The sequence below is a fragment of the Nocardia mikamii NBRC 108933 genome, from assembly GCF_001613505.1.
Classification (GTDB): domain Bacteria; phylum Actinomycetota; class Actinomycetes; order Mycobacteriales; family Mycobacteriaceae; genus Nocardia; species Nocardia mikamii.
On record NZ_BDCM01000013.1, the window covers coordinates 84,570 to 105,134 of the forward strand.

Annotated in this window: 17 protein-coding genes; 8 read left to right on the forward strand and 9 right to left on the reverse strand. The window is 67.8% G+C overall.

The features are described from left to right. From NMI01S_RS18475 to NMI01S_RS18485, 3 genes are all read right to left on the reverse strand, one after another. Positions 1-615, reverse strand: a complete 615-nt coding sequence (locus tag NMI01S_RS18475; protein WP_062998909.1) for a TetR/AcrR family transcriptional regulator — start codon at positions 613-615, stop codon at positions 1-3. A gap of 5 nt (positions 616-620) precedes the next feature. Then, complete coding sequence (locus tag NMI01S_RS18480; RefSeq protein WP_062998910.1) at positions 621-1,478, reverse strand: class I SAM-dependent methyltransferase; 858 nt, start codon at positions 1,476-1,478, stop codon at positions 621-623. Between the two features lie 280 nt (positions 1,479-1,758). Then, complete coding sequence (locus NMI01S_RS18485; RefSeq protein ID WP_062998911.1) at positions 1,759-2,727, reverse strand: NAD(P)H-dependent flavin oxidoreductase; 969 nt, start codon at positions 2,725-2,727, stop codon at positions 1,759-1,761. A 209-nt stretch (positions 2,728-2,936) separates the two neighbouring features. On the opposite strand from NMI01S_RS18485, the gene NMI01S_RS18490 reads away from it, so the two are divergent. Continuing rightward, positions 2,937-3,158 carry a hypothetical protein gene (locus tag NMI01S_RS18490; protein WP_036500635.1) on the forward strand — a complete coding sequence of 74 codons (222 nt, stop codon included), beginning with the start codon at positions 2,937-2,939 and terminating at the stop codon, positions 3,156-3,158. Beyond that, positions 3,158-4,456 carry a hypothetical protein gene (locus NMI01S_RS18495; RefSeq protein ID WP_062998912.1) on the forward strand — a complete coding sequence of 433 codons (1,299 nt, stop codon included), beginning with the start codon at positions 3,158-3,160 and terminating at the stop codon, positions 4,454-4,456. Before NMI01S_RS18490 ends, NMI01S_RS18495 begins: the two co-directional genes overlap by 1 nt. Positions 4,457-4,559: 103 nt before the next feature. Here the strand turns inward: NMI01S_RS18495 and uvrA are convergent, their stop codons facing one another. Beyond that, the gene (gene uvrA, locus NMI01S_RS18500; protein ID WP_062998913.1) at positions 4,560-7,514 is read right to left on the reverse strand and encodes an excinuclease ABC subunit UvrA; all 2,955 of its coding nucleotides are present in this window, start codon (positions 7,512-7,514) and stop codon (positions 4,560-4,562) included. Between the two features lie 142 nt (positions 7,515-7,656). Then, a complete protein-coding gene (locus NMI01S_RS18505; RefSeq protein WP_062998914.1) occupies positions 7,657-8,799 on the reverse strand; it encodes a beta-ketoacyl synthase N-terminal-like domain-containing protein in 1,143 nt (380 codons plus the stop codon). Positions 8,800-9,103: 304 nt separating this feature from the next. Between NMI01S_RS18505 and NMI01S_RS18510 the strand changes: the two genes are divergently transcribed. The 3 genes from NMI01S_RS18510 (at position 9,104) to NMI01S_RS18520 (ending at position 13,259) form a co-directional block, all read left to right on the forward strand. Next, the gene (locus NMI01S_RS18510) at positions 9,104-10,444 is read left to right on the forward strand and encodes a diguanylate cyclase domain-containing protein (RefSeq protein WP_369689919.1); all 1,341 of its coding nucleotides are present in this window, start codon (positions 9,104-9,106) and stop codon (positions 10,442-10,444) included. A gap of 11 nt (positions 10,445-10,455) precedes the next feature. Then, positions 10,456-10,791 (forward strand): antibiotic biosynthesis monooxygenase family protein, encoded by a 336-nt coding sequence (locus NMI01S_RS18515; protein ID WP_062998917.1) that lies wholly within the window; start codon positions 10,456-10,458, stop codon positions 10,789-10,791. 65 nt (positions 10,792-10,856) lie between these two features. After that, the gene (locus NMI01S_RS18520) at positions 10,857-13,259 is read left to right on the forward strand and encodes a HelD family protein (RefSeq protein ID WP_062998919.1); all 2,403 of its coding nucleotides are present in this window, start codon (positions 10,857-10,859) and stop codon (positions 13,257-13,259) included. 27 nt (positions 13,260-13,286) lie between these two features. Here NMI01S_RS18520 and NMI01S_RS18525 read toward each other — a convergent pair whose 3' ends face one another. The 3 genes from NMI01S_RS18525 to NMI01S_RS18535 form a co-directional block, all read right to left on the reverse strand. Further along, positions 13,287-13,739 carry a universal stress protein gene (locus NMI01S_RS18525; RefSeq protein WP_036500624.1) on the reverse strand — a complete coding sequence of 151 codons (453 nt, stop codon included), beginning with the start codon at positions 13,737-13,739 and terminating at the stop codon, positions 13,287-13,289. 438 nt (positions 13,740-14,177) lie between these two features. Continuing rightward, entirely contained in the window at positions 14,178-14,594 is a 417-nt protein-coding gene (locus tag NMI01S_RS18530; RefSeq protein ID WP_062998921.1) for a DoxX family membrane protein, read from the reverse strand. A 104-nt stretch (positions 14,595-14,698) separates the two neighbouring features. After that, a complete protein-coding gene (locus tag NMI01S_RS18535; RefSeq protein WP_245716926.1) occupies positions 14,699-15,604 on the reverse strand; it encodes an AraC family transcriptional regulator in 906 nt (301 codons plus the stop codon). A 76-nt stretch (positions 15,605-15,680) separates the two neighbouring features. Between NMI01S_RS18535 and NMI01S_RS18540 the strand changes: the two genes are divergently transcribed. Next, a complete protein-coding gene (locus tag NMI01S_RS18540) occupies positions 15,681-16,151 on the forward strand; it encodes a VOC family protein (RefSeq protein WP_062998923.1) in 471 nt (156 codons plus the stop codon). Positions 16,152-16,222: 71 nt separating this feature from the next. Here the strand turns inward: NMI01S_RS18540 and uvrB are convergent, their stop codons facing one another. Beyond that, positions 16,223-18,406, reverse strand: a complete 2,184-nt coding sequence (uvrB, locus tag NMI01S_RS18545) for an excinuclease ABC subunit UvrB (RefSeq protein ID WP_062998925.1) — start codon at positions 18,404-18,406, stop codon at positions 16,223-16,225. A gap of 864 nt (positions 18,407-19,270) precedes the next feature. On the opposite strand from uvrB, the gene NMI01S_RS18550 reads away from it, so the two are divergent. Both NMI01S_RS18550 and NMI01S_RS18555 read left to right on the forward strand, forming a co-directional pair. Beyond that, positions 19,271-19,834, forward strand: a complete 564-nt coding sequence (locus tag NMI01S_RS18550) for a DUF402 domain-containing protein (RefSeq protein WP_084513118.1) — start codon at positions 19,271-19,273, stop codon at positions 19,832-19,834. 85 nt (positions 19,835-19,919) lie between these two features. Next, positions 19,920-20,444 (forward strand): ribonuclease FAU-1 family protein, encoded by a 525-nt coding sequence (locus tag NMI01S_RS18555; protein ID WP_062998927.1) that lies wholly within the window; start codon positions 19,920-19,922, stop codon positions 20,442-20,444. Positions 20,445-20,565: the final 121 nt, after the last annotated feature.

Genomic DNA, 20,565 nt, shown 5'->3' on the forward strand with positions numbered 1-20,565 from the left:
TCACCGCACGGCGATCCCCGAGAGCAGGGTGGCGACGACGGCCTCGACCGGGGGCGGCACGAACGGGCGCGGCGTTCCGGACAGCAACGACGACAGCACCGCGTCGTGACAGATACCGATCAGGACCGCGGCGGCCGCATCGACGTCCGCATCCGCCGCCACTCGGCCCAGATCGCGTTCGGCGCGCAGATAGTCGACCAGCTGTTCGCGCCACATCCGTTGCCGGCCTTCCATTTCGGCGAATCTGGCCAGGACCGCGGGCTGGGTGATCAGGCCCGCGAACACGGGCAGTACCGCCTGATGCAGCGCCAGCCCCTGGCGCAGGCACACCGCCAGATTCTGCGCGAGCTCGCCGGTGCCCGCGGCGGGTAGCGGCGGGAAACGTCGATCCACCGATTCGACATGGGACCGCAGCGCCGCGGCGAGCAGTTCCTCCTTGTCGGCGAAATGGTTGTAGAGCACCCCGTCGGACACCCCGGCGGCCCGGGCGATGGCGCGCACGGTGAGCCCGGCGGCGCCCTGTTCGGCGAACAACTTCTCGGCCGTGGCGATCAGATGGGCACGCAGATCGCGGTCGTCGCGGTTGTGCAGTGCCGCCGCCCGTCGGGGTGACATGCGACCTACGGTAGTGCGACGGTGGCGGTGACGAGGCGAGAGGCCGCCCGCAACCGAACCGGGCCGTCACCGGCGAACGGCGCGAGCGCGGCGGCGACGGCAGCCCGGACCTCGGTATCGGTGCCGAAATCGTTGCGCAGCCGGTGATATCGCACCGGCCCCCAGCCCACGACGAATTCGGTGGCATCGTCGACATCCGTGCCCCAGATGCTGTCGGTGACGACGAGTTCGTTTCCGATACCGGCGAATCCGGCCGCTTCGTTTCCGATACCGGCGAATCCGGCCGCGCCGAGCAGGTCGGCGGTGGCCGCCGGATCGGCGAAGGCACTGAAGCCGTGTCCCACCTCGAAACCGGGCAGATGCGCTGCGGCGGCGGCGAAGACACCGGCGATCTCGGAGTCCGCCATGGCCGGGACCGCCACCGCCAGCCGCCCGCCGGGGCCCAGCGCGCGGGCGATGTTGGTGAACGCCGCCACCGGATCGGCGAAGAACATGATGCCGAACCGGCTCGTCGCCACATCGTAGGAGCCGGGCACGAAGCCGAACACCTGCGCATCGCCCTGCTCGAACGAAACATTGTGCACGCCTTCGGCTTCGGCGAGCAGGCGCGCCCGCGCGAGCATCGGCGCGGAGAGGTCGACCCCGGTCGCCGAGGCGGCCCTCCGCGCCGCCGCCCGCGTCAATTGGCCGTTGCCGCAACCGATGTCGAGGACGCGGTCTCCCGGACCGACCTGCGCCGCGGCCAGCAGCGGCTCGTTGATCCCGGAGTTCACGGCGTCGTAGCGATCGGCGTGGCCGGCCCAGTGTTCGCCCTCGTATCCGTTCCATGCCTCGGACTGCGCGGTGTTGACGATATGGGTCATCACGGTCTCCTCGCGATTGTTATGAACAAGCGTTCATGAACGTGTGTTCATAATGGCCGAGGGCATGCCCGGCCGTCAAGATGCCGGCACCTCACGATCTGCGTCGGCGGCACATCGCTCGAGGTGATCGACCGGTTCTGGGTACCGCCGGGGACTGATCCGGTGCGGATCAAGCCGCATCTCTCAGCCGTCTCGGCGGATCGGACGCCCGGGAACTTCTCAGCGAATCAGGCGTCTCGGACGAAGCGGGCCGCCGCGGAACGCGGCACCGCGAATTGGATCAGTTGCCGCGCGGCGTGATTCGCCGAAGCGCCGTATCCGTCTCCTCGGCGAGCACACCCACCAGTTCCGTGGCCGACGCGATCGAGGTGATCCGGTCGACGGCTTGGCCCGCCCACACCGGAACCGCGGTGAGGTCGTTGCGGGCGACGGCTTCCCGGTACTCGCGCAGGGCGGCCTCATCGGTGCGCAGTTCGTCGTCGCGCCCGCGCCACCGGTCGATGAAGGTGTTGCGCAGCGTACGGGCGGGATACTTCGCCGGCCACGGTGCGCCGCGGGCGATGTCGAGGGTCCGGTTCACCTCGGTATCGCCGCCGGTGGCATCCACCAGGGCCTTGCCCAGTTCGACGGGAACCAGGGCCTCGTGGGTCGCCTGGAAGCGGGTGCCCACCATCGCCCCGGCCGCGCCGAGCGCCAAGGCGGCCGCGATCGCGCGACCGTCGGCGATTCCACCGGCGGCGAGCACCGGCACCGCGCCTGCCAGATCGACGACCGTCGGCACGAACGAGAGGGTCCCGATGCCCTGGGCGGCGCAGTGCCCGCCGGCGTCGCTCCCTTGCGCCACCAGCACGTCCGCGCCCGCGTCCAGCGCCCGGCGCGCTTCGTCGGCATCGGTGACCTGGACGATCAACACCGCACCGGCGTCCCGGACGGTCGCGGCCAAGGGCAGAGGATCGCCGAAGGACAAGAGGACCGCCGCGGGGTCGAACGACAGCGCATGGTCCAGTACGGTCCGGTCGATCGCCCAGCTCAGGAAGCCGACTCCCCATGGCGCGGTGGTGTTCTCGCGCACCAGCCGCAGTTCGCGCTCGACCCATTCCCGATCGCCGCGACCGCCACCGACGAGCCCCACACCGCCACCCTCGGACACCGCGGCGGCCAGCGCACCGCCCGCTTCACCACCCATCGGCGCGGACACGATCGGGTGGCGGACGGAGAGGATTTCGGTGAATGCAGTCGGGATCGCCATACCCCGATCGTCGCAGGTGTGCGCGGCGGACAGGCGGCGGCGTGCGGACCGGTTGGTCGTTATCGCGCTCGAGCACCACCCACTGCTCGCGGTGATTTGCCCCAATGCGGGCGTTTTCGCCTTCGCCGCACGGTAGCCGCCTTCTATGATTCGCCGAATGTCTTCATGGGTACGTTCCAGCGGAAGACGTGACGATACCGGGGTGCAGCATGACCGCCAGAAGAGATCTGGACCACGAACTCGGCGGCCCGACCGCCGCCACGGATCTACTGACCGATCACGAGTGCGCCGACCTGTTGCTGCTGTTCACGCAGGCACGTCAGGAGGAGGCGAAGGCGCTGTCGCAGTCGGTGGACGCGATGATCAGCGCCCTGCCGCGGCCACTGCGTACGCCGGCGAAGAAGATCATGTTCGGGAACCTGCTGGACTGATGACGGATCCGGTAACCCGCGCCCAGCTCATCCTGCTCGCCCGCACCCTGCACGTACCACCGGAACGACTCGCTCATCTGGAACGGCTCGGCGCCCAGAATCTGCACGAGCTACAGCAGCGAACGGCCGCGATCATCTTCGATCAGCATGCCGAAACCTTCAAGCGGATAAGCAGATTGGTGCCGATCATTCCGCTCGGCATCTCGATGCCGCTGGTGCAGAAGCTGGTGCCGCCGGCGCTGACCGGTCGCGCGGCCGGCGCGGTGGGCGTAGACCATCCGAAGAAGGCCGCCGAAACCGTCGCGCTGCTCGGCATCGGCTACGCGGCCGACTGCGCGCCGTATCTGGATCCGCGCACGGTCGGCGAACTGGCCGACATCGCGCCGCCGGAACCGATCGTGCAGATCGTCAACGAAGTGTTGCGCCGGCGCGACTACATCACCGCGGGGCCGTTTCTCGGCTATGCCTCACCACGGCTGATCGAGGCCGTGGAGCGCGGCGTCCCCGACGACGAAGGCCTGATCTTCTCGGCGTCGTTCGCGTTCTCGACCAGCGCCCTGACTTCCGTGCTGCGCCAGTTGCTGAACGGTCCGGCGCGCCGGATGCCGCGCATGATTCAGACCGTCCTGCACGGGTCCGCGGAATTGCGGCTGGCGGCGTTGTCGATCTTCGCGCGCTGCGACACCGACGTCGTCGCCGACGTCGGAGATATCGTGCTGGGCGTCGGAACGCCCGCAGCGCTGTGCAATCTGGTGACGACCGCGATTCACGGTCGAGCAGTGCGCGATATGGCCGTCTTCTTCGACACCTTGCGTCCGCCGGCTCTGGCTTCGATGGCGGCACTGCCGATCTTCACCGATACCGCGGTGCCCGCCGCCCTGCTGCAGGGCTTGGAGGGCTGCTCCGATCCGGCGCCCTGGCACGGATTGTTCGCCCTGCTGGCACGGCTCGATCCCACGATGCGGCCGGCGCTGGCCGATATGCTCGCGCAGCAGTCCGACGCCACCATCGCGGCGCTGCCCTCGCACGCCACCGAGGCCGATCTGTGGCCCGTCCTGCTGGATATCGTTGCCACCGGCGATCATTCGGTCCAGACGCGGATCGGCAGCCGCTGGGCGATGCTGCCGCCGGAGCGCCGCGCGGGGGTGCAATGGCATCTGGACGAACGCAGCGACGACCCGCGGCTGACCACGGTGGCCGGCGCGGTGGCCGCCAGTTCGGTCTCGGTGGAAGAGGTCTTCTTCCGGCGCCGGCAGCTCGGCCGGCGCCGTGGCGCCGACAGCTGGGACGCCGTCTGACCGAGCCGGAACACCACGCGGCGGCGCAGACATCACCCATGCCACGGCCAGACGCGACGGACCCGCAGGAAACCTGGCAGGTCCGCCGCGCGATGCTCGGGGCTCAGCCGACGGCAGCGGCCTTCCGGCGCCCGGCCGGCTTCGCAGCCGCCGACTTGGCAGGCGTCGCCTTCTTGGCCCTGGTCGTCTTCTTCGGTGCGGCCGGCTTGTCGAGAACCTCGCGCAGGAACTGGCCGGTGTAGCTGTCGGCAACGGCCGCAACGTCTTCCGGGGTGCCCTGTGCGATCACGGTGCCGCCGCCCGAACCGCCCTCGGGACCCATATCGATCACCCAGTCGGAGGTCTTGATGACGTCCAGGTTGTGTTCGATGACGATCACCGTATTGCCCTTGTCGACCAGTCCGTTGATCACCGCGAGCAGTTTGCGGATGTCCTCGAAGTGCAAACCGGTGGTCGGCTCGTCGAGGATGTAGACCGTGCGCCCGGTCGACCGCTTCTGCAGTTCGGCGGCCAGTTTCACGCGCTGCGCCTCACCACCGGACAAGGTCGGGGCGCTCTGGCCCAGCCGCACATATCCCAGGCCGACATCGACCAGCGTCTTGAGGTAGCGGTGGATCGAGGTGACCGGCTCGAAGAATTCGGCCGCCTCCTCGATCGACATGTCGAGTACCTCGGCGATGGTCTTGCCCTTGTAGTGCACCTCGAGGGTTTCCCGGTTGTAGCGGGCGCCGTGGCACACCTCGCAGGGCACGTACACATCCGGCAGGAAGTTCATCTCGATCTTCAACGTGCCGTCGCCGGAACACGCCTCGCACCGGCCGCCCTTGACGTTGAAGGAGAATCGGCCCGGCTGATAGCCGCGCACCTTGGCCTCGGTGGTGGCCGCGAACAGGGTTCGGATCTTGTCGAAGACGCCGGTGTAGGTCGCCGGGTTCGAGCGCGGGGTGCGTCCGATCGGCGACTGGTCGACCTGCACCAGCTTGTCGAGGTGGTCGAGGCCGTTGATCCGGGTGTGCCGGCCGGGCACCTGCCGCGCACCGTTGAGCTTGTTCGCCAGGACGGTCGCCAGAATGTCGTTCACCAGTGTCGACTTCCCGGAGCCGGAGACGCCCGTCACCGACGTCAGCACGCCGAGCGGGAAGGCCACGTCGATGCCGCGCAGATTGTGTTCATTCGCGCCGACCACGGTGAGCTGCTTCTTCTTCGACACCGGCCGGCGGACCAACGGCACCTCGATCACCTCGCGGCCCGACAGGTAGGCGCCGGTCAGCGAATTCGGATCCTCGAGCAGACCCGGGTACGGGCCGCTGTAGACGACCTGGCCGCCGTGCTCGCCGGCCATCGGGCCGATGTCGACGACCCAATCCGAGGAGTGGATGGTGTCCTCGTCGTGTTCGACCACGATGAGCGTATTGCCGAGATTGCGCAGCCGCGTGAGGGTTTCGATCAGACGCCGGTTGTCGCGCTGGTGCAGCCCGATGGACGGCTCGTCCAGCACGTACAGCACGCCGACCAGCCCCGAGCCGATCTGGGTGGCCAGCCGGATCCGCTGCGCTTCACCGCCGGACAGCGTCGCCGCCGCCCGCGACAGCGTCAGATATTCCAGGCCGACGTCGAGCAGGAAGCCCAGCCGGGCCTGGATCTCCTTGAGTACCTGGCCGGCGATCGCGGCCTCCCGCTCCCCGAGCGCGAGCGAGTTCAGGAAGCGTGAGCAGTCGCGGATCGAGAGATCACACACCTCGGCGATGGAACGGCGCCCGCCCTCGGCGTTGAGGGTGACGGCCAGAATCTCCGGGCGCAGCCGCGCACCGCTACAGACCGGGCACGGCACATCGCGCATGTACCCGTCGTAGTGCTCCTTCATCTGCTCGGATTCGGTGCTCTCCAGCCGCCGCTGCAGGAACGGCATCACGCCCTCGAAATCGGCGTAATAGGACCGCTTGCGACCGTAGCGGTTGGTGTAGGACACGTGCACCTGGTCGGAGCTGCCCTCGAGCACCGCCTTACGGGCCTTGAGCGGCAACGTGTTCCACGGCGCGTCCATCGAGAAGCCGATCGCCTCGGACAGCCCGGACAGCAACCGGTTGAAGTATTCGGCGGTCTGCCCGCGCGACCATGGGGCGATCGCGCCGTCGTTGAGGCTCAGTTCCGGATCGGGTACCACCAGATCCGGATCGACCTCCTTGCGAATGCCGAGACCGGTGCAGTCCGGGCAGGCACCGTAGGGCGAGTTGAAGGAGAACGACCGCGGTTCCAGATCCTCGATATCGAGCGGGTGACCGTTCGGGCAGGCCAGTTTCTCGGAGAACCGCCGCTCGCGGTCGTGTGCGTGCTCGTCGCGGTCGACGAAGTCCAGGACCACGATGCCGTCGGCCAGCCGCAACGCCGTCTCGATCGAATCCGTCAGTCGCTGTTTGGAGGTCGGCTTGACCGCCAGCCGGTCGATCACGACCTCGATGTCGTGCTTCTCCTGCTTCTTCAGCTTCGGCGGCTCGGTGAGCGGATACACCACGCCGTCGACGCGCACCCGGGAGTAGCCCTGGGTGTTGAGCTGGTCGAACAGGTCCACGAATTCGCCCTTGCGGGTCCGCACCACCGGAGCCAGCACCTGGAAGCGGGTGCCGGGCTCCATCTCCAGCACCTGATCCACGATCTGCTGCGGGGTCTGCTTGGCGATCAGCTCACCGCACACCGGGCAGTGCGGCGTTCCGGCGCGGGCATACAGCAGGCGCAGATAGTCGTAGACCTCGGTGATGGTGCCGACGGTCGAGCGCGGATTGCGGTTGGTCGACTTCTGGTCGATCGACACCGCCGGGGAGAGTCCCTCGATGAAATCCACATCGGGCTTGTCCATCTGCCCCAGGAACTGGCGCGCGTACGCCGACAGCGATTCGACGTAGCGGCGCTGGCCCTCGGCGAAGATGGTGTCGAAGGCGAGGCTCGATTTACCGGACCCGGAGAGTCCGGTGAACACGATGAGGCTGTCGCGTGGCAGGTCGAGGTCCACTCCCTTCAGGTTGTGCTCCCGAGCTCCGCGCACGGTCAACAGATCCGCCACCGGCTGTCCCTTCTCGATCGAAATTCGGCGTCCAGAATCTCCCCGGACGCCATGCTAGGCACACCCACCGACAAGTTCGGCGACACGACCGCGAGCGGACCCGCCGACACCGACCGCGAGCGGACCCGTCGGCCACCGCGAGTCACGCCGGACCGAGCACCACCACGGAGTTGTGCCCGCCCATGCCGAGCGAGGTCTTCACCGTGAATCCGCCGTCGAACGGGGTGGGTCCGTCCAGCAGGCGAGGATGCGCCTCGGCCACGATCGGCGGCGCCACCACGACGCCGCGCTCGTAACCCAGGGCCGTCGCCGCGATCTCGACGCCGGCCGCCGCACCCATGCAATGTCCGGTCAGCGGCTTGATCGAATAGACCTGCGGGCGGTCGTCGAAGATCCGCGCCAGCACGGCCCGTTCGGCCACATCGCACTGCCGGGTTCCCGGACCGTGGGCGTTGTAGTAGCGCACATCCCCGGGGCGCACCCCGGCCCGGTCCAGGGCCTGGCGCGTACAGTCCAGTATCCGCTCCAGACCGGGGTCCACGGACACGACGTGATAAGCGTCATTGGTCATCGCCCCGCCGAGCATCGCGCAGTACGGTCGCTCCACCTGCCGGGAGACCACGAACGCCACCGACGCCTCGCCGAAGCTGAATCCCCGGCTGCCCTCCTGGAACGGCCGGCACGCCTCCAGCGGGTCGGCGTCGATCACCGCCGCACCCATCTGCACGAAGTGGTGGACCATATCGGGGCTCGACGACAGGTCGGTGGTCACGCACACGACGTCGTCGGCGAAACCCTGATCCAGCCACATCTGGGCCGTGATCAGCGCGACGTTGGCCGAACTGCAGGCCGCCGAGACGTTCATCGACGGTCCGTGGAAGCCGAACTCCTGCATCAGCAGCGAGATCGGGGTCGACGGCAGCAGCCGCAGATAGTCGCGGGAACGACGGCGGCTGTCGTCGGTGAGGTAGAAATCCTCCCAGTCCCGGACATCGCCGAGCACGATCGCGTGGATCACCCCGACCGTGCCGCCCGGCCGCCAGCCTCGTTCGGCCGCATCGGCGATCGCCTCGCGCGCGGCCTCGTGCACCGCGCGGGCGTAGCGGCTCGGGCTCAGCGACTCGTCGCCGCCGTCGGGTACCAGCGCAACCCACGCGTATTCGTCGCGATCGGGACCGTAGCCGGGGTAGAGCCCGGCGGCCGCCTTGCCGGTGTGCAGACCGCGCCACAGCGTCTCCCGGCCCCAGCCGTAACCGCTGACCACGCCGATGCCTGCGATCGGCATACGATCTTGATATTCTCGAGTTGATATCGGGGTCGTGTTCGGCATTCGCGCTCCTACACCCGGCCTGGGCTACTGCCTCCGGCGTCACACCCGGTCCGGTCCCCCGACCGGACCGCACCCGAACCCGACAGCGTACCCTCCGCCGATACCGCGGGAACGGCACCTGTCATGATCACTCACAGGCCCGATTAGAACCTGAACTGTGACCGAACCAATACCGTCCACACTGTGATCCGCGGTACGTCACCATCAGAATGATCCCGTGCGCCAATTGACCTGAACAGACCATGATCAGGGGGTACATGTGGTTGAGGCAGGTGAGAACCGGTCCGACGGCGTGATGGACGCCGAACAACTCGCCCAGCGGTACCGCACGCTGGTCGAGCACAGTCCCGACGGTGTCGTCGTGCACGAGGACGGCGTCGTCGTCTTCGCCAATCCGGCCATCGTCCGGCTGCTGGCCGCCTCGGGAGTGGACGAGGTGGTGGGGCATCCGGTCGCCCAGTTCGTGGCGCACAGCGACGTGCCGGCGATGCTCGAGCGCATCGACCGGCTGCATCAGACCGGCGACGCGTCCGAAACAGCGGAAATGACCCTGATTCGGTGCGACGGCCAGGCGGTCGACGTCGAGACGGTCTCGGTGCTCACCGTCTGGCAGAACCGGCTCGCCTATCAGGTGGTGATCCACGACCTCACCGCGCAACGCCGGGCCGAGGCCGCGCAGCGACGGGCCGAACACCATTTCACGGCCGTGGTGTCGCAACTCGAGGAGGGTGTGGTCGTCATCGACCGCGAGGGCCGGATCGAATCGATCAACCCGGCGGCGCTGCGCATCTTCGGTCAGGACGGCGACGATCTGATCGGCCGCCGCATCGATTCGCTGCCGCTGGCGCTGCTGGACGCGAACGCCCAGCCGCTGGCTCCGAGCCATCACCCGGTGGCGCGGACGCTGGCCACCGGGGAAACCATCTCCCGCTACGTGTTCGGCGTGGACCGCCCGGACGGGCAGCGGCGCTGGCTGTCGGGTTCGAGCCGGTTGCTCAACCCGGGCGCACCCGATTCGCCGGCCGTCTCCTCCTTCAACGACGTCACCGAATTCCGTGCCAGCCGAAGGCAATTGGAGTATCAGGCGACCCACGATCCGCTCACCGGGCTGGCCAATCGGTCGCTGGTGCTCTCGCGGCTGGCGACCGCGCTGGGCGTCGACGAACGGTCGCCGGTGTCGAACGTGCTGTTCATCGACCTCGACGGATTCAAGGCCATCAACGACACCCTGGGCCACGCGATCGGCGATACCGTGCTGCAGATCGTGGCGCAGCGGCTGCAGCGCGGCCTGCGCACCGACGACGTGGTGGGCCGCATCGGCGGCGACGAATTCCTGGTGCTGCTGTCCGGCCGCACCCAGCCGGACGATCTGGACGGACTGATCACCCGGCTGCGCCGGACGATGGCCGAGCCGATCATCGCGCGCGGCCACCGCATCCACATCGAGGCCTCGATCGGCGTCACCGCGCTGCGCCCGGGTGATCCGCGCACTCCGGAAGCGGTGCTGCACGACGCGGATCTGGCGATGTACCGTGCCAAGCCGGCGACCTCCGAGAGCAACGCGCTGGGACGGCGGCCGAACAACACCCACGCCTCCTGAAAGACCCGCGGATGATCCTCGAACACGCGCTGCTGTCCGTCGCACCCGATCGGACCGCCGAATTCGAAGCGGCGTTCGACCGAGCGCGCGCGCTGATCGCCCGGGCCCCGGGATTCCGGTCGCTGACGCTGTCGACATGCGCCGAGTCGCCGAGCACGTATCTGCTGCTGGTGGAGTGGGAGCAGCTGCGCGATCACACCGAGGGGTTTCGCGGCTCCGCGGACTATCAGGACTGGAAGCGACTCCTGCATCATTTCTACGATCCGTTCCCGGTGGTGCAACATTTCACTACCGTGTTCGCGGCGCGTTCACCTGCGGCTACGGCGAGTCCGGCGAACCCCAACTAGACTCGACGATTCCGTTCTCTTCGCGCGCGGCCCGCTCGGCCCCTGTGGTGACAAGGAGTTCCGTTTTGCCCGACCGCCTCACCGAGGATCGCCCCGCCACCGATCGCGCCGCCGAACTGGAGCGGGAGCAGAGCTATCTCACCCTGCTGTATCAGCGGCTGGACGGTATGCGCGAATACGCACAGCGCCGCCTGCGGACGGTGCTGCTGGAAACCGGCGGCACCCCGCAGGCCCGCAGCGAACGCGAATCGTTCACCCAGCTCTACTCCGAGGATCTGGCGAAATACGACGCCGCCGAGAACGGACTGTGCTTCGGCCGGATCGATCTGGCCGTGGAGAACACGGCCGTAGAGAACACCGAGGGCACCGGCGACGCGGGCACCGAGGGCGAGTACCGCTACATCGGCCGCCTCGGCATCCTCGACGAGGACGACGACTACAACACCTTGCTGCTGGACTGGCGGGCCCCGCTGGCCCGGCCGTTCTACCTCGCCACCACCGCCGCCCCCGACGGCGTGACTCGTCGCCGGCACATCCGTTCGCGCAATCGCACCGTGACCGGAATCAGCGACGAGTACCTCGATCTGGAGATGGCGCGGCGCGCCGGCGCGATCGAGTCCGACGACGGTGGCGTCGGCAGCGAGAGTGCTCTGCTCACGGCCCTGAACGCGGCGCGCACCGGCCATATGACCGATATCGTCGAGACGATCCAGAGCGAGCAGGATGCCATCATCCGCTCCGAACACCGCAGCGTCCTGGTGGTCCAGGGCGGTCCGGGTACCGGGAAGACCGCGGTCGCGTTGCATCGCGCGGCGTATCTGCTCTACACCTACCGTCAGCAGCTCGACAAGGCCGGTGTGCTGATCATCGGCCCCAATTCCACCTTCCTCGACTACATCGGCCAGGTGCTGCCGTCGCTGGGCGAGACCGGTGTGCTGCTGTCCACGATCGGCAATCTGTATCCGGGAGTCGAAGCGACACTGGAGGATTCGCTGCGCGCGGGCGAGCTCAAGGGTTCGCTCGACATGCTCGATGTGCTGAAGAAGGCGGTGCGCGACCGGCAGGAGGTGCCGCGCGACCCGGTCCGCCTCGACTTCGACGGGTACGAGCTGACGCTGGATCGTAAGATCGCGACCCGCGCTCGCGGCCGGGCCCGCTCCTCGCGCCGCCCGCACAACCTCGCCCGCCCGATCTTCGCCGCCGCGGTGGTGGACGCGCTGACCGACCAGCTGGCGCAGATCATCGGCAAGGACCAGTTCGCCGACACCGTCGACGAGGCCGATGCCGCCGCCGGCCGCCGGCCGTCGAACACCGGCCGCAATCTGCTGAGCCAGGCCGACCTCACCGAGATCCGCGACGAGATGCGCGCCGACGCCGGCATTCAGCGCGCGATCGCGCAGTTGTGGCCGATCCTGACCCCGCAGCAGGTGCTCGCCGACCTGTGGGCCGACCCGGAACGGCTGGCGCATGCCGCGGACCGGCTCAGCGCCGAGGACCGCAAGGAGCTGTTCCGCGCCCTCGACCCGGCGAGCGGGCCCGCGTTCGCGGCCGCGGACGCGCCGTTGCTCGACGAGCTGGCCGAATTGCTGGGCATCGACGACGCCGAGGAACGGGAGCGCTCGCGGCGGCGGTGGCGCGCCCAGCTGGCCGAGGCACAGGAGGCGCTCGACATCCTGACCGGTTCGGCGCCGCAGGATCTCGAGGACGATCTGGATCCGGAAATCCTGATGGCCTACGACCTGATAGACGCCGGCCAGCTCGCCGAGCGCCAGCATGTGCGCAATCGCCAGACGACCGCCGAGCGGGCCGCCGGCGATCGCAGCTGGACCTACGGGCACGTGATCATCGACGAGGCGCAGGAGCTGTCGGAGATGGCGTGGCGGATGGTGATGCGGCGCATTCCGAATCGCTGGGTGACGGTGGTCGGCGATGTGGCGCAGACGGGCGATCCCGCGGGCGCCTCGTCGTGGCAGCGGATGCTGGAACCGTATGTCGCACAGCGCTGGAAACTCACGGAACTGACGGTCAACTACCGCACGCCCGCCGAGATCATGGCGGTGGCCGCCGATGTGCTGGCAGCGATCGATCCGGAGGCGACGATCCCGCGATCGGTGCGGGAATCCGGCTGTGCGCCACAGGCCGTGCAGGTCGCGGCCGGCGGTTCGCTGGCCGCGGTGACCGAACTCGTCGCCGCCGAGGCCGGCAAGCCCGGTATCACGGCGGTCCTGGCGCCGCATGCGACGGTGAGCGAATTCGCCTCGCTGGCGGGCGATTCCGTGCAGGTGCTGACGGTGGCCGAGGTGAAGGGCCTGGAGTTCGACGCGGTCGTGCTGGTGGAACCGCAGGCCATCCTGGACGAATCGCCGCGCGGGCTCAACGATCTGTACGTGGCGCTCACCCGTGCCACGCAGCGATTATCGGTGGTTCACACCGGCACGCTGCCCGAGGTCCTCGGCGCCTTGCGCTGAGGCCCCGGGCGGCCGGTCATGCGAACGTCAGCGGACGGTGTGCACGATCAGGACGTCGCTGCGCGACTTGCGGGCGACGTCGGAGGGCACCGAACCGAGCAGGCGCCCGGCCAGGGTGTTGAGGCCGCGGTTACCGACGACCAGCAGATCGGCCTCCACCTCCTTGACCAGGTTCAGCAGCGATTCGACGGGTTCGCCGACGACGGCCCGCTCCACGATGTTGGTCGCCCCGGCGGCGGCCGCCTTGTCCCGCGCGACCCGCAGGATCTCGTTGGTGGGCGCCGAGCCGCGTACCTGGTAGGCCTCGTCCTTGAGGACGTCGGCCGCGGCGGCCACATCGCGGTCGTCGGTCGGGTAGTACGCGCACGCGACGTACAGGGTGGCGCCCGCGTCGCCGGCCAGCGCGGCAGCCTTCTCGACAGCGACATACGACGAATCCGAGCCATCGGTACCGACGACAATGGACCGGTAGGCGGTCATCTTTCCTCCAAACGTACAAGTGGGCGGATGCCTGCGCGCAATTCCGGAGCAGAAACCCGCGCGGGCAACTGCGCTAGACCATAACCGTTATCGCGGCGGAATCATCGACAATCGCAATACATCACATCGGTGCGCCCCGCGATCCGCGGGACACATTAGCCGGCCGGGTGGCCGCGCGACCCGTCTCACCAGCACAGATACCGAGATCGGCCGCATCGCGCTGCGATCGTCGTCGCACTGGCGAACCCGGTTGTGGCCCTGGGATTTTCGTCACAGAAGGGCTTTCCTCAATTGCACGGACCGCGATTGCCCGGATGCACAGAGCACACCCGGGCGTGATGGTGAGAACTCACAATTCACGGCGGCGAGAACCGATTCCGGCGGTTTCCGGATACGCGAGGCAATAACCGGGAATGTGGAATGCCGGTCGTTCCGCGTTCATCCGAGGTGGAATAACGGTCCGGTGATTGTGGCGCCGAGATCGTCGACATGGGCGAAGAAGGCGAACAGCATCAGGGCCGCACCGGCCAATGCGAGATCCTTGTTGAAATGAATCATCTCCCCTTGTTTGGCCTGAGCATCGGATTCCTTCCAGAACGGGTGCATCAGGAATGCGGTCGGCAGCAGGAAGACGAACAGCAGCAGCGCACCCAGATCGGCCCACACCCCGAGCAGCACGCTCAAGGCGCCGAGCAGCAGGACCACCCCCGAACCCAGCACCGCCTCCTTCGCCATCGGAACACCCTTGCTGCGGGCGTAGCCGGTCATCGCGTCGGCCTGGGTCAGATGCCCGATCGCCGAACTCGCGAACAATATGACGAACAGAATGCGCCCGATCAGCACCAGAACACTCATCGCCAACTCCTCTGTCGGCCGGCAGCACCGCCGCCGGGCTGGTAGTACAGCATTCAACTACTTATGAGTTCGGATATTCCCGGAACCGGAGCGGCTGAAACGAATCAGCGATCCGGCGCCGGATCGCCCGGTGAGGCGTGGTGTGACAGTAGCGATGCGCGTGCGTATTCCAGCGGTGCCATTCCGATCTCGTTCGCGAATTCGCGGCTGAAATGGGCCTGATCGAAATAGCCGAGCTCCAGCGCCAGCGTCGCCAGATCGTCGGTGCGGCCCTGCGCCAGCAGCTGCGCGCCGTCCTGCAGACGATAGCGGCGCAGCACCCATTTCGGCCCGGCGCCGACGTAGCGGCGGAACAGGCGTTGCAGGGTGCGGATCGGGATGTCGAAACGAGCGGTGACCTGATCGACCCGGGTCAGATCGGGATCGGCCTCCATCGCGGCGATGACCCGCAAGACCAGCAGGTAGTTGCGGTCGGGGGTGCGACGGCCCGCGGCGCGGGCGAAGTAGGCGTCCACGATGTCGCGGCGCTCCTCGGCACTGTCGGTCGCCAGCACGCGTTCGGTCAGCCCCTCGGCCTCCGGCAGCACCTCGGTCAGTTCGATGGCGGTATCGCGCAGGGCGGCGACGTCGATGCCGGTGAAGGCGCCGAAGCCGCCGGGACGGAATTTGGCGGCGAAGGTCTCCCCCTCCCCCGTCAGTTCGCGCACGAATTTGCCGGTGGTCACGCCGTTGACGAATCCGCCGGTGCGGGTGGCGGACCGCTCGAAACTGACGTTGACCGAGGGGAACGGCAACACCTGCGCGTGATAGGGCGGCCGGCCGCGCAGATCCCAGGAGACCGACCAATACCATTCGACGAATTCGGCCGTGTGCGAGCCGGCCGGCAACCGGATCAGCCTGCGGTGACGCTCCTGCTCGCGGGGATGCAGGATGCCCTTGGTCACCTCCGGCGGAGGCACCGGAACCGGATGCAGCGCAGCGCCTTTCGCGCGCTCGTCACCGGTCGGCACGGCCCGTCTCCCACCGCGGACGAGGCTGTCGCTTTCTTACAAGATCTATTCCCCGCGATGGCCGAGAGTTGTTCCCATGAGCAACGACGTCAATCCCATTCCCGAGGGTTATCACTCCATCAACTGTTTCCTGGCCGTACCCGACGGCAACAAGGCCATCGAGTTCTACTCCGCGGTCTTCGGCGCGAAGGTGCTCAGCCGCAACGACCTTCCCGACGGGCAACCGGCGCACGCCGAACTGGCGATCGGCGATTCCACCATCCAGATGGGTATGCCCATCCCCGACCACGGGGTGCGCGCACCCGAATCGGGCTGGGTGCACACCAGCATCGTCCATTACTGCCCCGATGCCGACGCGGTCGTCGCCCGCGCCGCCGAACACGGCGCCGCCCGGGTCGAGGAGCCGCAGACGTTCGTCACCGGCGACCGCTACGGGCTGGTGATGGATCCGTTCGGACATCGCTGGGTGGTCATGACCCGGGTCGAGGACGTCTCGCGCGAGGAGGCCGAGCGCCGGGTCAACGAGTGGATGGCCACGCAGAGCTGACGCGGGTCGCGCGGGTGCCCCGGCCCGGCCGGGGCACCGCCGCGTGCGCGGGAAAGACGCTGCGCGGGAACTCATTTCAGCCCGGCGGCATCCATACCACGCAACTCCTTCTTCAGGTCGGCGATCTCGTCGCGCAATCGCCCGGCCAGCTCGAACTGCAATTCGCGGGCGGCGTTCATCATCTGATCGGTCAGCTGGGCCACCAGATCCGCCAGTTCCGCGCGCGGCATATTCGCGATATCGCGGCCCTCGTACACCCCGGCGCTCACCGCGCGGCCGGGTTCACCCTGGGCTCGGCGACCGCGGCTGGCATTGCGCCCGGATCCGCCGACCTCCACCTCCGTCTCGTCGGCCTCGCGGTAGACCTGATCGAGGATGTCGGCGATCTTCTTGCGCAGCGGTTTCGGATCGATGCCGTTTGCTTCGTTGTAGGCGACCTGCTTGGCCCGCCGCCGTTCGGTCTCGTCGATGGCCTGGCGCATCGAATCGGTCACCTTGTCGGCGTACATGTGCACTTCGCCGGAGACGTTGCGCGCGGCACGCCCGATCGTCTGGATGAGGCTGGTGGCGCTGCGCAGGAAGCCCTCCTTGTCGGCGTCCAGGATCGCGACCAGCGACACCTCCGGCAGGTCGAGGCCCTCACGCAGCAGGTTGATGCCGACCAGCACGTCGTATTCGCCCAGCCGCAGCTGCCGCAACAATTCGACGCGGCGCAGCGTATCGATCTCCGAATGCAGGTAGCGGACCCGCACACCCATGCCCAGGAGATAGTCGGTCAGATCCTCGGCCATCTTCTTGGTGAGGGTGGTGACCAGTACCCGTTCGTCGCGTTCGGTGCGGGTGCGGATCTCGTGCACCAGATCGTCGATCTGGCCCTTGGTCGGTTTGACCACCACCTGCGGATCGACCAGTCCGGTCGGGCGGATCACCTGTTCGACGAACTCACCGCCGGTACTGCCCAGTTCGTACGGGCCGGGCGTCGCCGACATGTACACGGTCTGCCCGATCCGGTCGGCGAACTCCTCCCAGGTGAGCGGGCGGTTGTCCACCGCCGAGGGCAGCCGGAAACCGTATTCGACGAGATTGCGCTTGCGCGACATGTCGCCTTCGTACATGCCACCGATCTGCGGCACGGTCACGTGCGACTCGTCGATGATCAGGAGGAAATCCTCCGGGAAGTAGTCGAGCAGCGTGGCCGGCGCCGAACCGGCCGGACGGCCGTCGATATGCCGCGAATAGTTCTCGATACCGGAGCAGAACCCGACCTGCCGGATCATCTCCAGGTCGTATTGGGTGCGCATGCGCAGCCGCTGCGCCTCGAGCAGTTTGCCCTGCCGCTCCAGATCCGCGAGCCGCTGTTCGAGTTCGGTCTCGATATCGGCGACCGCGCGCTCCATCCGATCCGGCCCGGCCACGTAGTGGGTCGCCGGGAAGATGCGCAGGGTCTCGACCTGGCGCACCACATCGCCGGTGAGTGGATGCAGGTAGTACAGCGCCTCGATCTCGTCGCCGAAGAACTCGATGCGGACCGCGAGTTCCTCGTAGGACGGGATGATCTCGACGGTGTCGCCGCGCACCCGGAACGAACCGCGGGTGAAGGCCATGTCGTTGCGCGTGTACTGGACATCGACCAGCAGGCGCAGCAGCCGGTCGCGCTCGACCTCGGTGCCGACCTCGAGCTGCACCGAACGGTCCAGATAGGACTGCGGGGTACCCAGGCCGTAGATACACGACACCGAGGCGACCACCACGACATCGCGGCGGGAGAGCAGGCTCGACGTCGCCGAATGGCGCAGCCGCTCCACATCGTCGTTGATCGAGGAGTCCTTCTCGATGTAGGTGTCGGTCTGCGCGATGTACGCCTCGGGCTGGTAGTAGTCGTAGTAGGAGACGAAGTACTCCACCGCGTTGTGCGGCAGCATCTCGCGCAGTTCGTTGGCCAGCTGGGCGGCCAGGGTCTTGTTCGGCGCCATGACCAGGGTCGGGCGCTGGACCCGCTCGATCAGCCAGGCCGCGGTGGCCGATTTGCCGGTACCGGTGGCGCCGAGCAGCACCACGTCCTTCTCGCCGCCACGCAACCGCCGCTCCAGCTCCGTGATCGCGGCAGGCTGGTCGCCGGCGGGCCGATGCTCGCTGACGACCTCGAACCGCCCGTCGGAGCGTTCGATCGCCCCGATCGGCCGGAATTCCGAATGCGCCAGCGGCTGCTCGCCGGGTGCGTCCGAATCCGCGGGGATCTCCGTTGCGAAAGCCATGGTCACCAGGGTAAGCCGCGGCACCGACAAGTTCCGGCGCCGTGACCGCGGGCACAGCGACACGCCCGGCGATCATTTTTCGGCCACGAGTGCGTATCGGCGGGCACAGGCGCCGCCGCCGCGTGGCCAGGCGCCGCCGGCCGTGGCGACCGCGGCGCTGGACGCACCGACCGCTCAGGGCAACCACACGGCAAAACCAGCGGCCCGCCGGCCGCCCGGGGCGAGGACCACACCGCGGGCTCGGCCGGCGTGCCCGCATCCACACCGGCCCGCATCGTCCACGGCGAACCGGCGCCGCCCCATCGGGCATCGGCGCCACCGGCCGGCGGCGGAACGGGTTCATCCCTCCGGAACACGCCCTATCCCAACCATTTCGACCGGACCCGCGTCACCGGCACCACAATTCCCGGCCGACTCGTTCGGACATTTCGAACAATTCGATTCATCCCACGGCTTTTCGGCCACAACAGGCCGAACGCCCTGCTCCGCAGAATAATTCGATAATTCACCCCCAGTGACGGCACAGTTCCGCACGGCGGCGCCTCCGAAACGCCGCCGCCGACCTTTGCGACAAGGTCCGGCCCGAGGTTTGCCAGGCTCGCGGGAGCATTGCCCCGGCAACCGCGCGCGCAGCATTGAATCAAGCGACCAGATGCCCGAAATGTCTGGTAGAGCAGGGCGGCTCGATGATAACGACGCGGCCGAATCAGCCGGATTCCGTGTCGTTTTCACCCCGCCGGAGGGGGTTGCCCGGGTGTACGCTGATCCGGTCGGAAGTCGAGAAGGGCAAGTGTTATGGCCGGTTTCCTCGCTGAACGTGTCACCCGGACTCTGCGCACTGCCGCGCCCAATGGAGTCAGCCCAATGCCGTCGAATCGCAACATTCCGGGCCGAAAAACACCGATTCCGGTGCCACCCTCGGGGACGGCGCACAGACCGCACGTCGAATATTTCGACATCGCCGATCTCACCAGAACCGATTCCCGCGGTTTCGTCCATTCGGTCGACAGTTATCACGCCGAGCCGTGGGGTCTGTATCTGGTCCGGGCGGCCGACACCCCGCCCTACCGCTACACCGAGACCTGGCTCCTGCCCCAGCAGTCGGTCCGCGTCACCATGCATCACGTCAACGCGGCGCACGATCGCGATCCGATCTATCACATCTATATCGGCGACTTCGCCAAGATCGCGCCGAAGCGCTGGCGGGCCGAGTACCACTACATCGACATCGCCGCCCGCAACGGCCACGTCTGCGAGCTGCACGGAGTCGATGAACTGTTCGCCGCGCACGCGGCCGGCCATGTGTCGGCCGAGACGGCCCAGCGGGCGTTCGAGCGGGCCACCGCCGTCGTCGACGGTATCGCCTCGCACGATCACAACTTCGAACGCTGGCTCACGACCCAGGGCGTCACGCTGCACTGGCTGTGACCCCGGCACCACCCGCTCGCGCCGATGATCATCGAATCACGGCGCGAGCGGGCGTTTCGCGGGCCGGCGACGGTAGATTCGGGGCATGACGCAGGGGCACGTGGTCGATCTGCATCGGCCGAAGATCGAGTACTTCGACCTCGCCGGGTCCACCAATACCGATCCCAAGGGTTTCGTGCGGCCGGTCGAGACGTTCCGGACCGAACCCTGGGGGCTCTACATGGCCCGCACCGCGGATCACCCGGAATTCCACTACCTCGAGTCCTGGCTGCTACCGGAGCTGTCGCTACGCGCCACGATCTTCCACTTCCGCCCCACCCACCCGCGCGATCAGGACTTCTACCTCGATATCGGTGATTTCTCCGCGGCGGGACCGCAGATGTGGAAGTCGGTCGACCACTACCTCGACATCGTCGTCCGCACCGGCCGGGAGGCGATTCTGCTCGACGTCGACGAACTCCTGGCCGCCCACGCCGCCGGATATCTGAGCGCCTCCGAGGCTCAGCAGGCGATCGAGGCCGCCACCGCCGCCATCGACGGAATCGCCGCGCACGGACACGATTTCGAAGCCTGGCTGCGCTCCCGAGGTATCACCCTCGGCTGGCGGTGAGACCCGGTGCCGAGCCCTGTGCGACGGGTGCGGGAACGAGTCGGGCTGAGCCGAACTCTTCTCCACGGTAGGCCCACGCCACTAGGGTCCAGCCAGGTCGTTCACGTCCCCTCGAGAACCG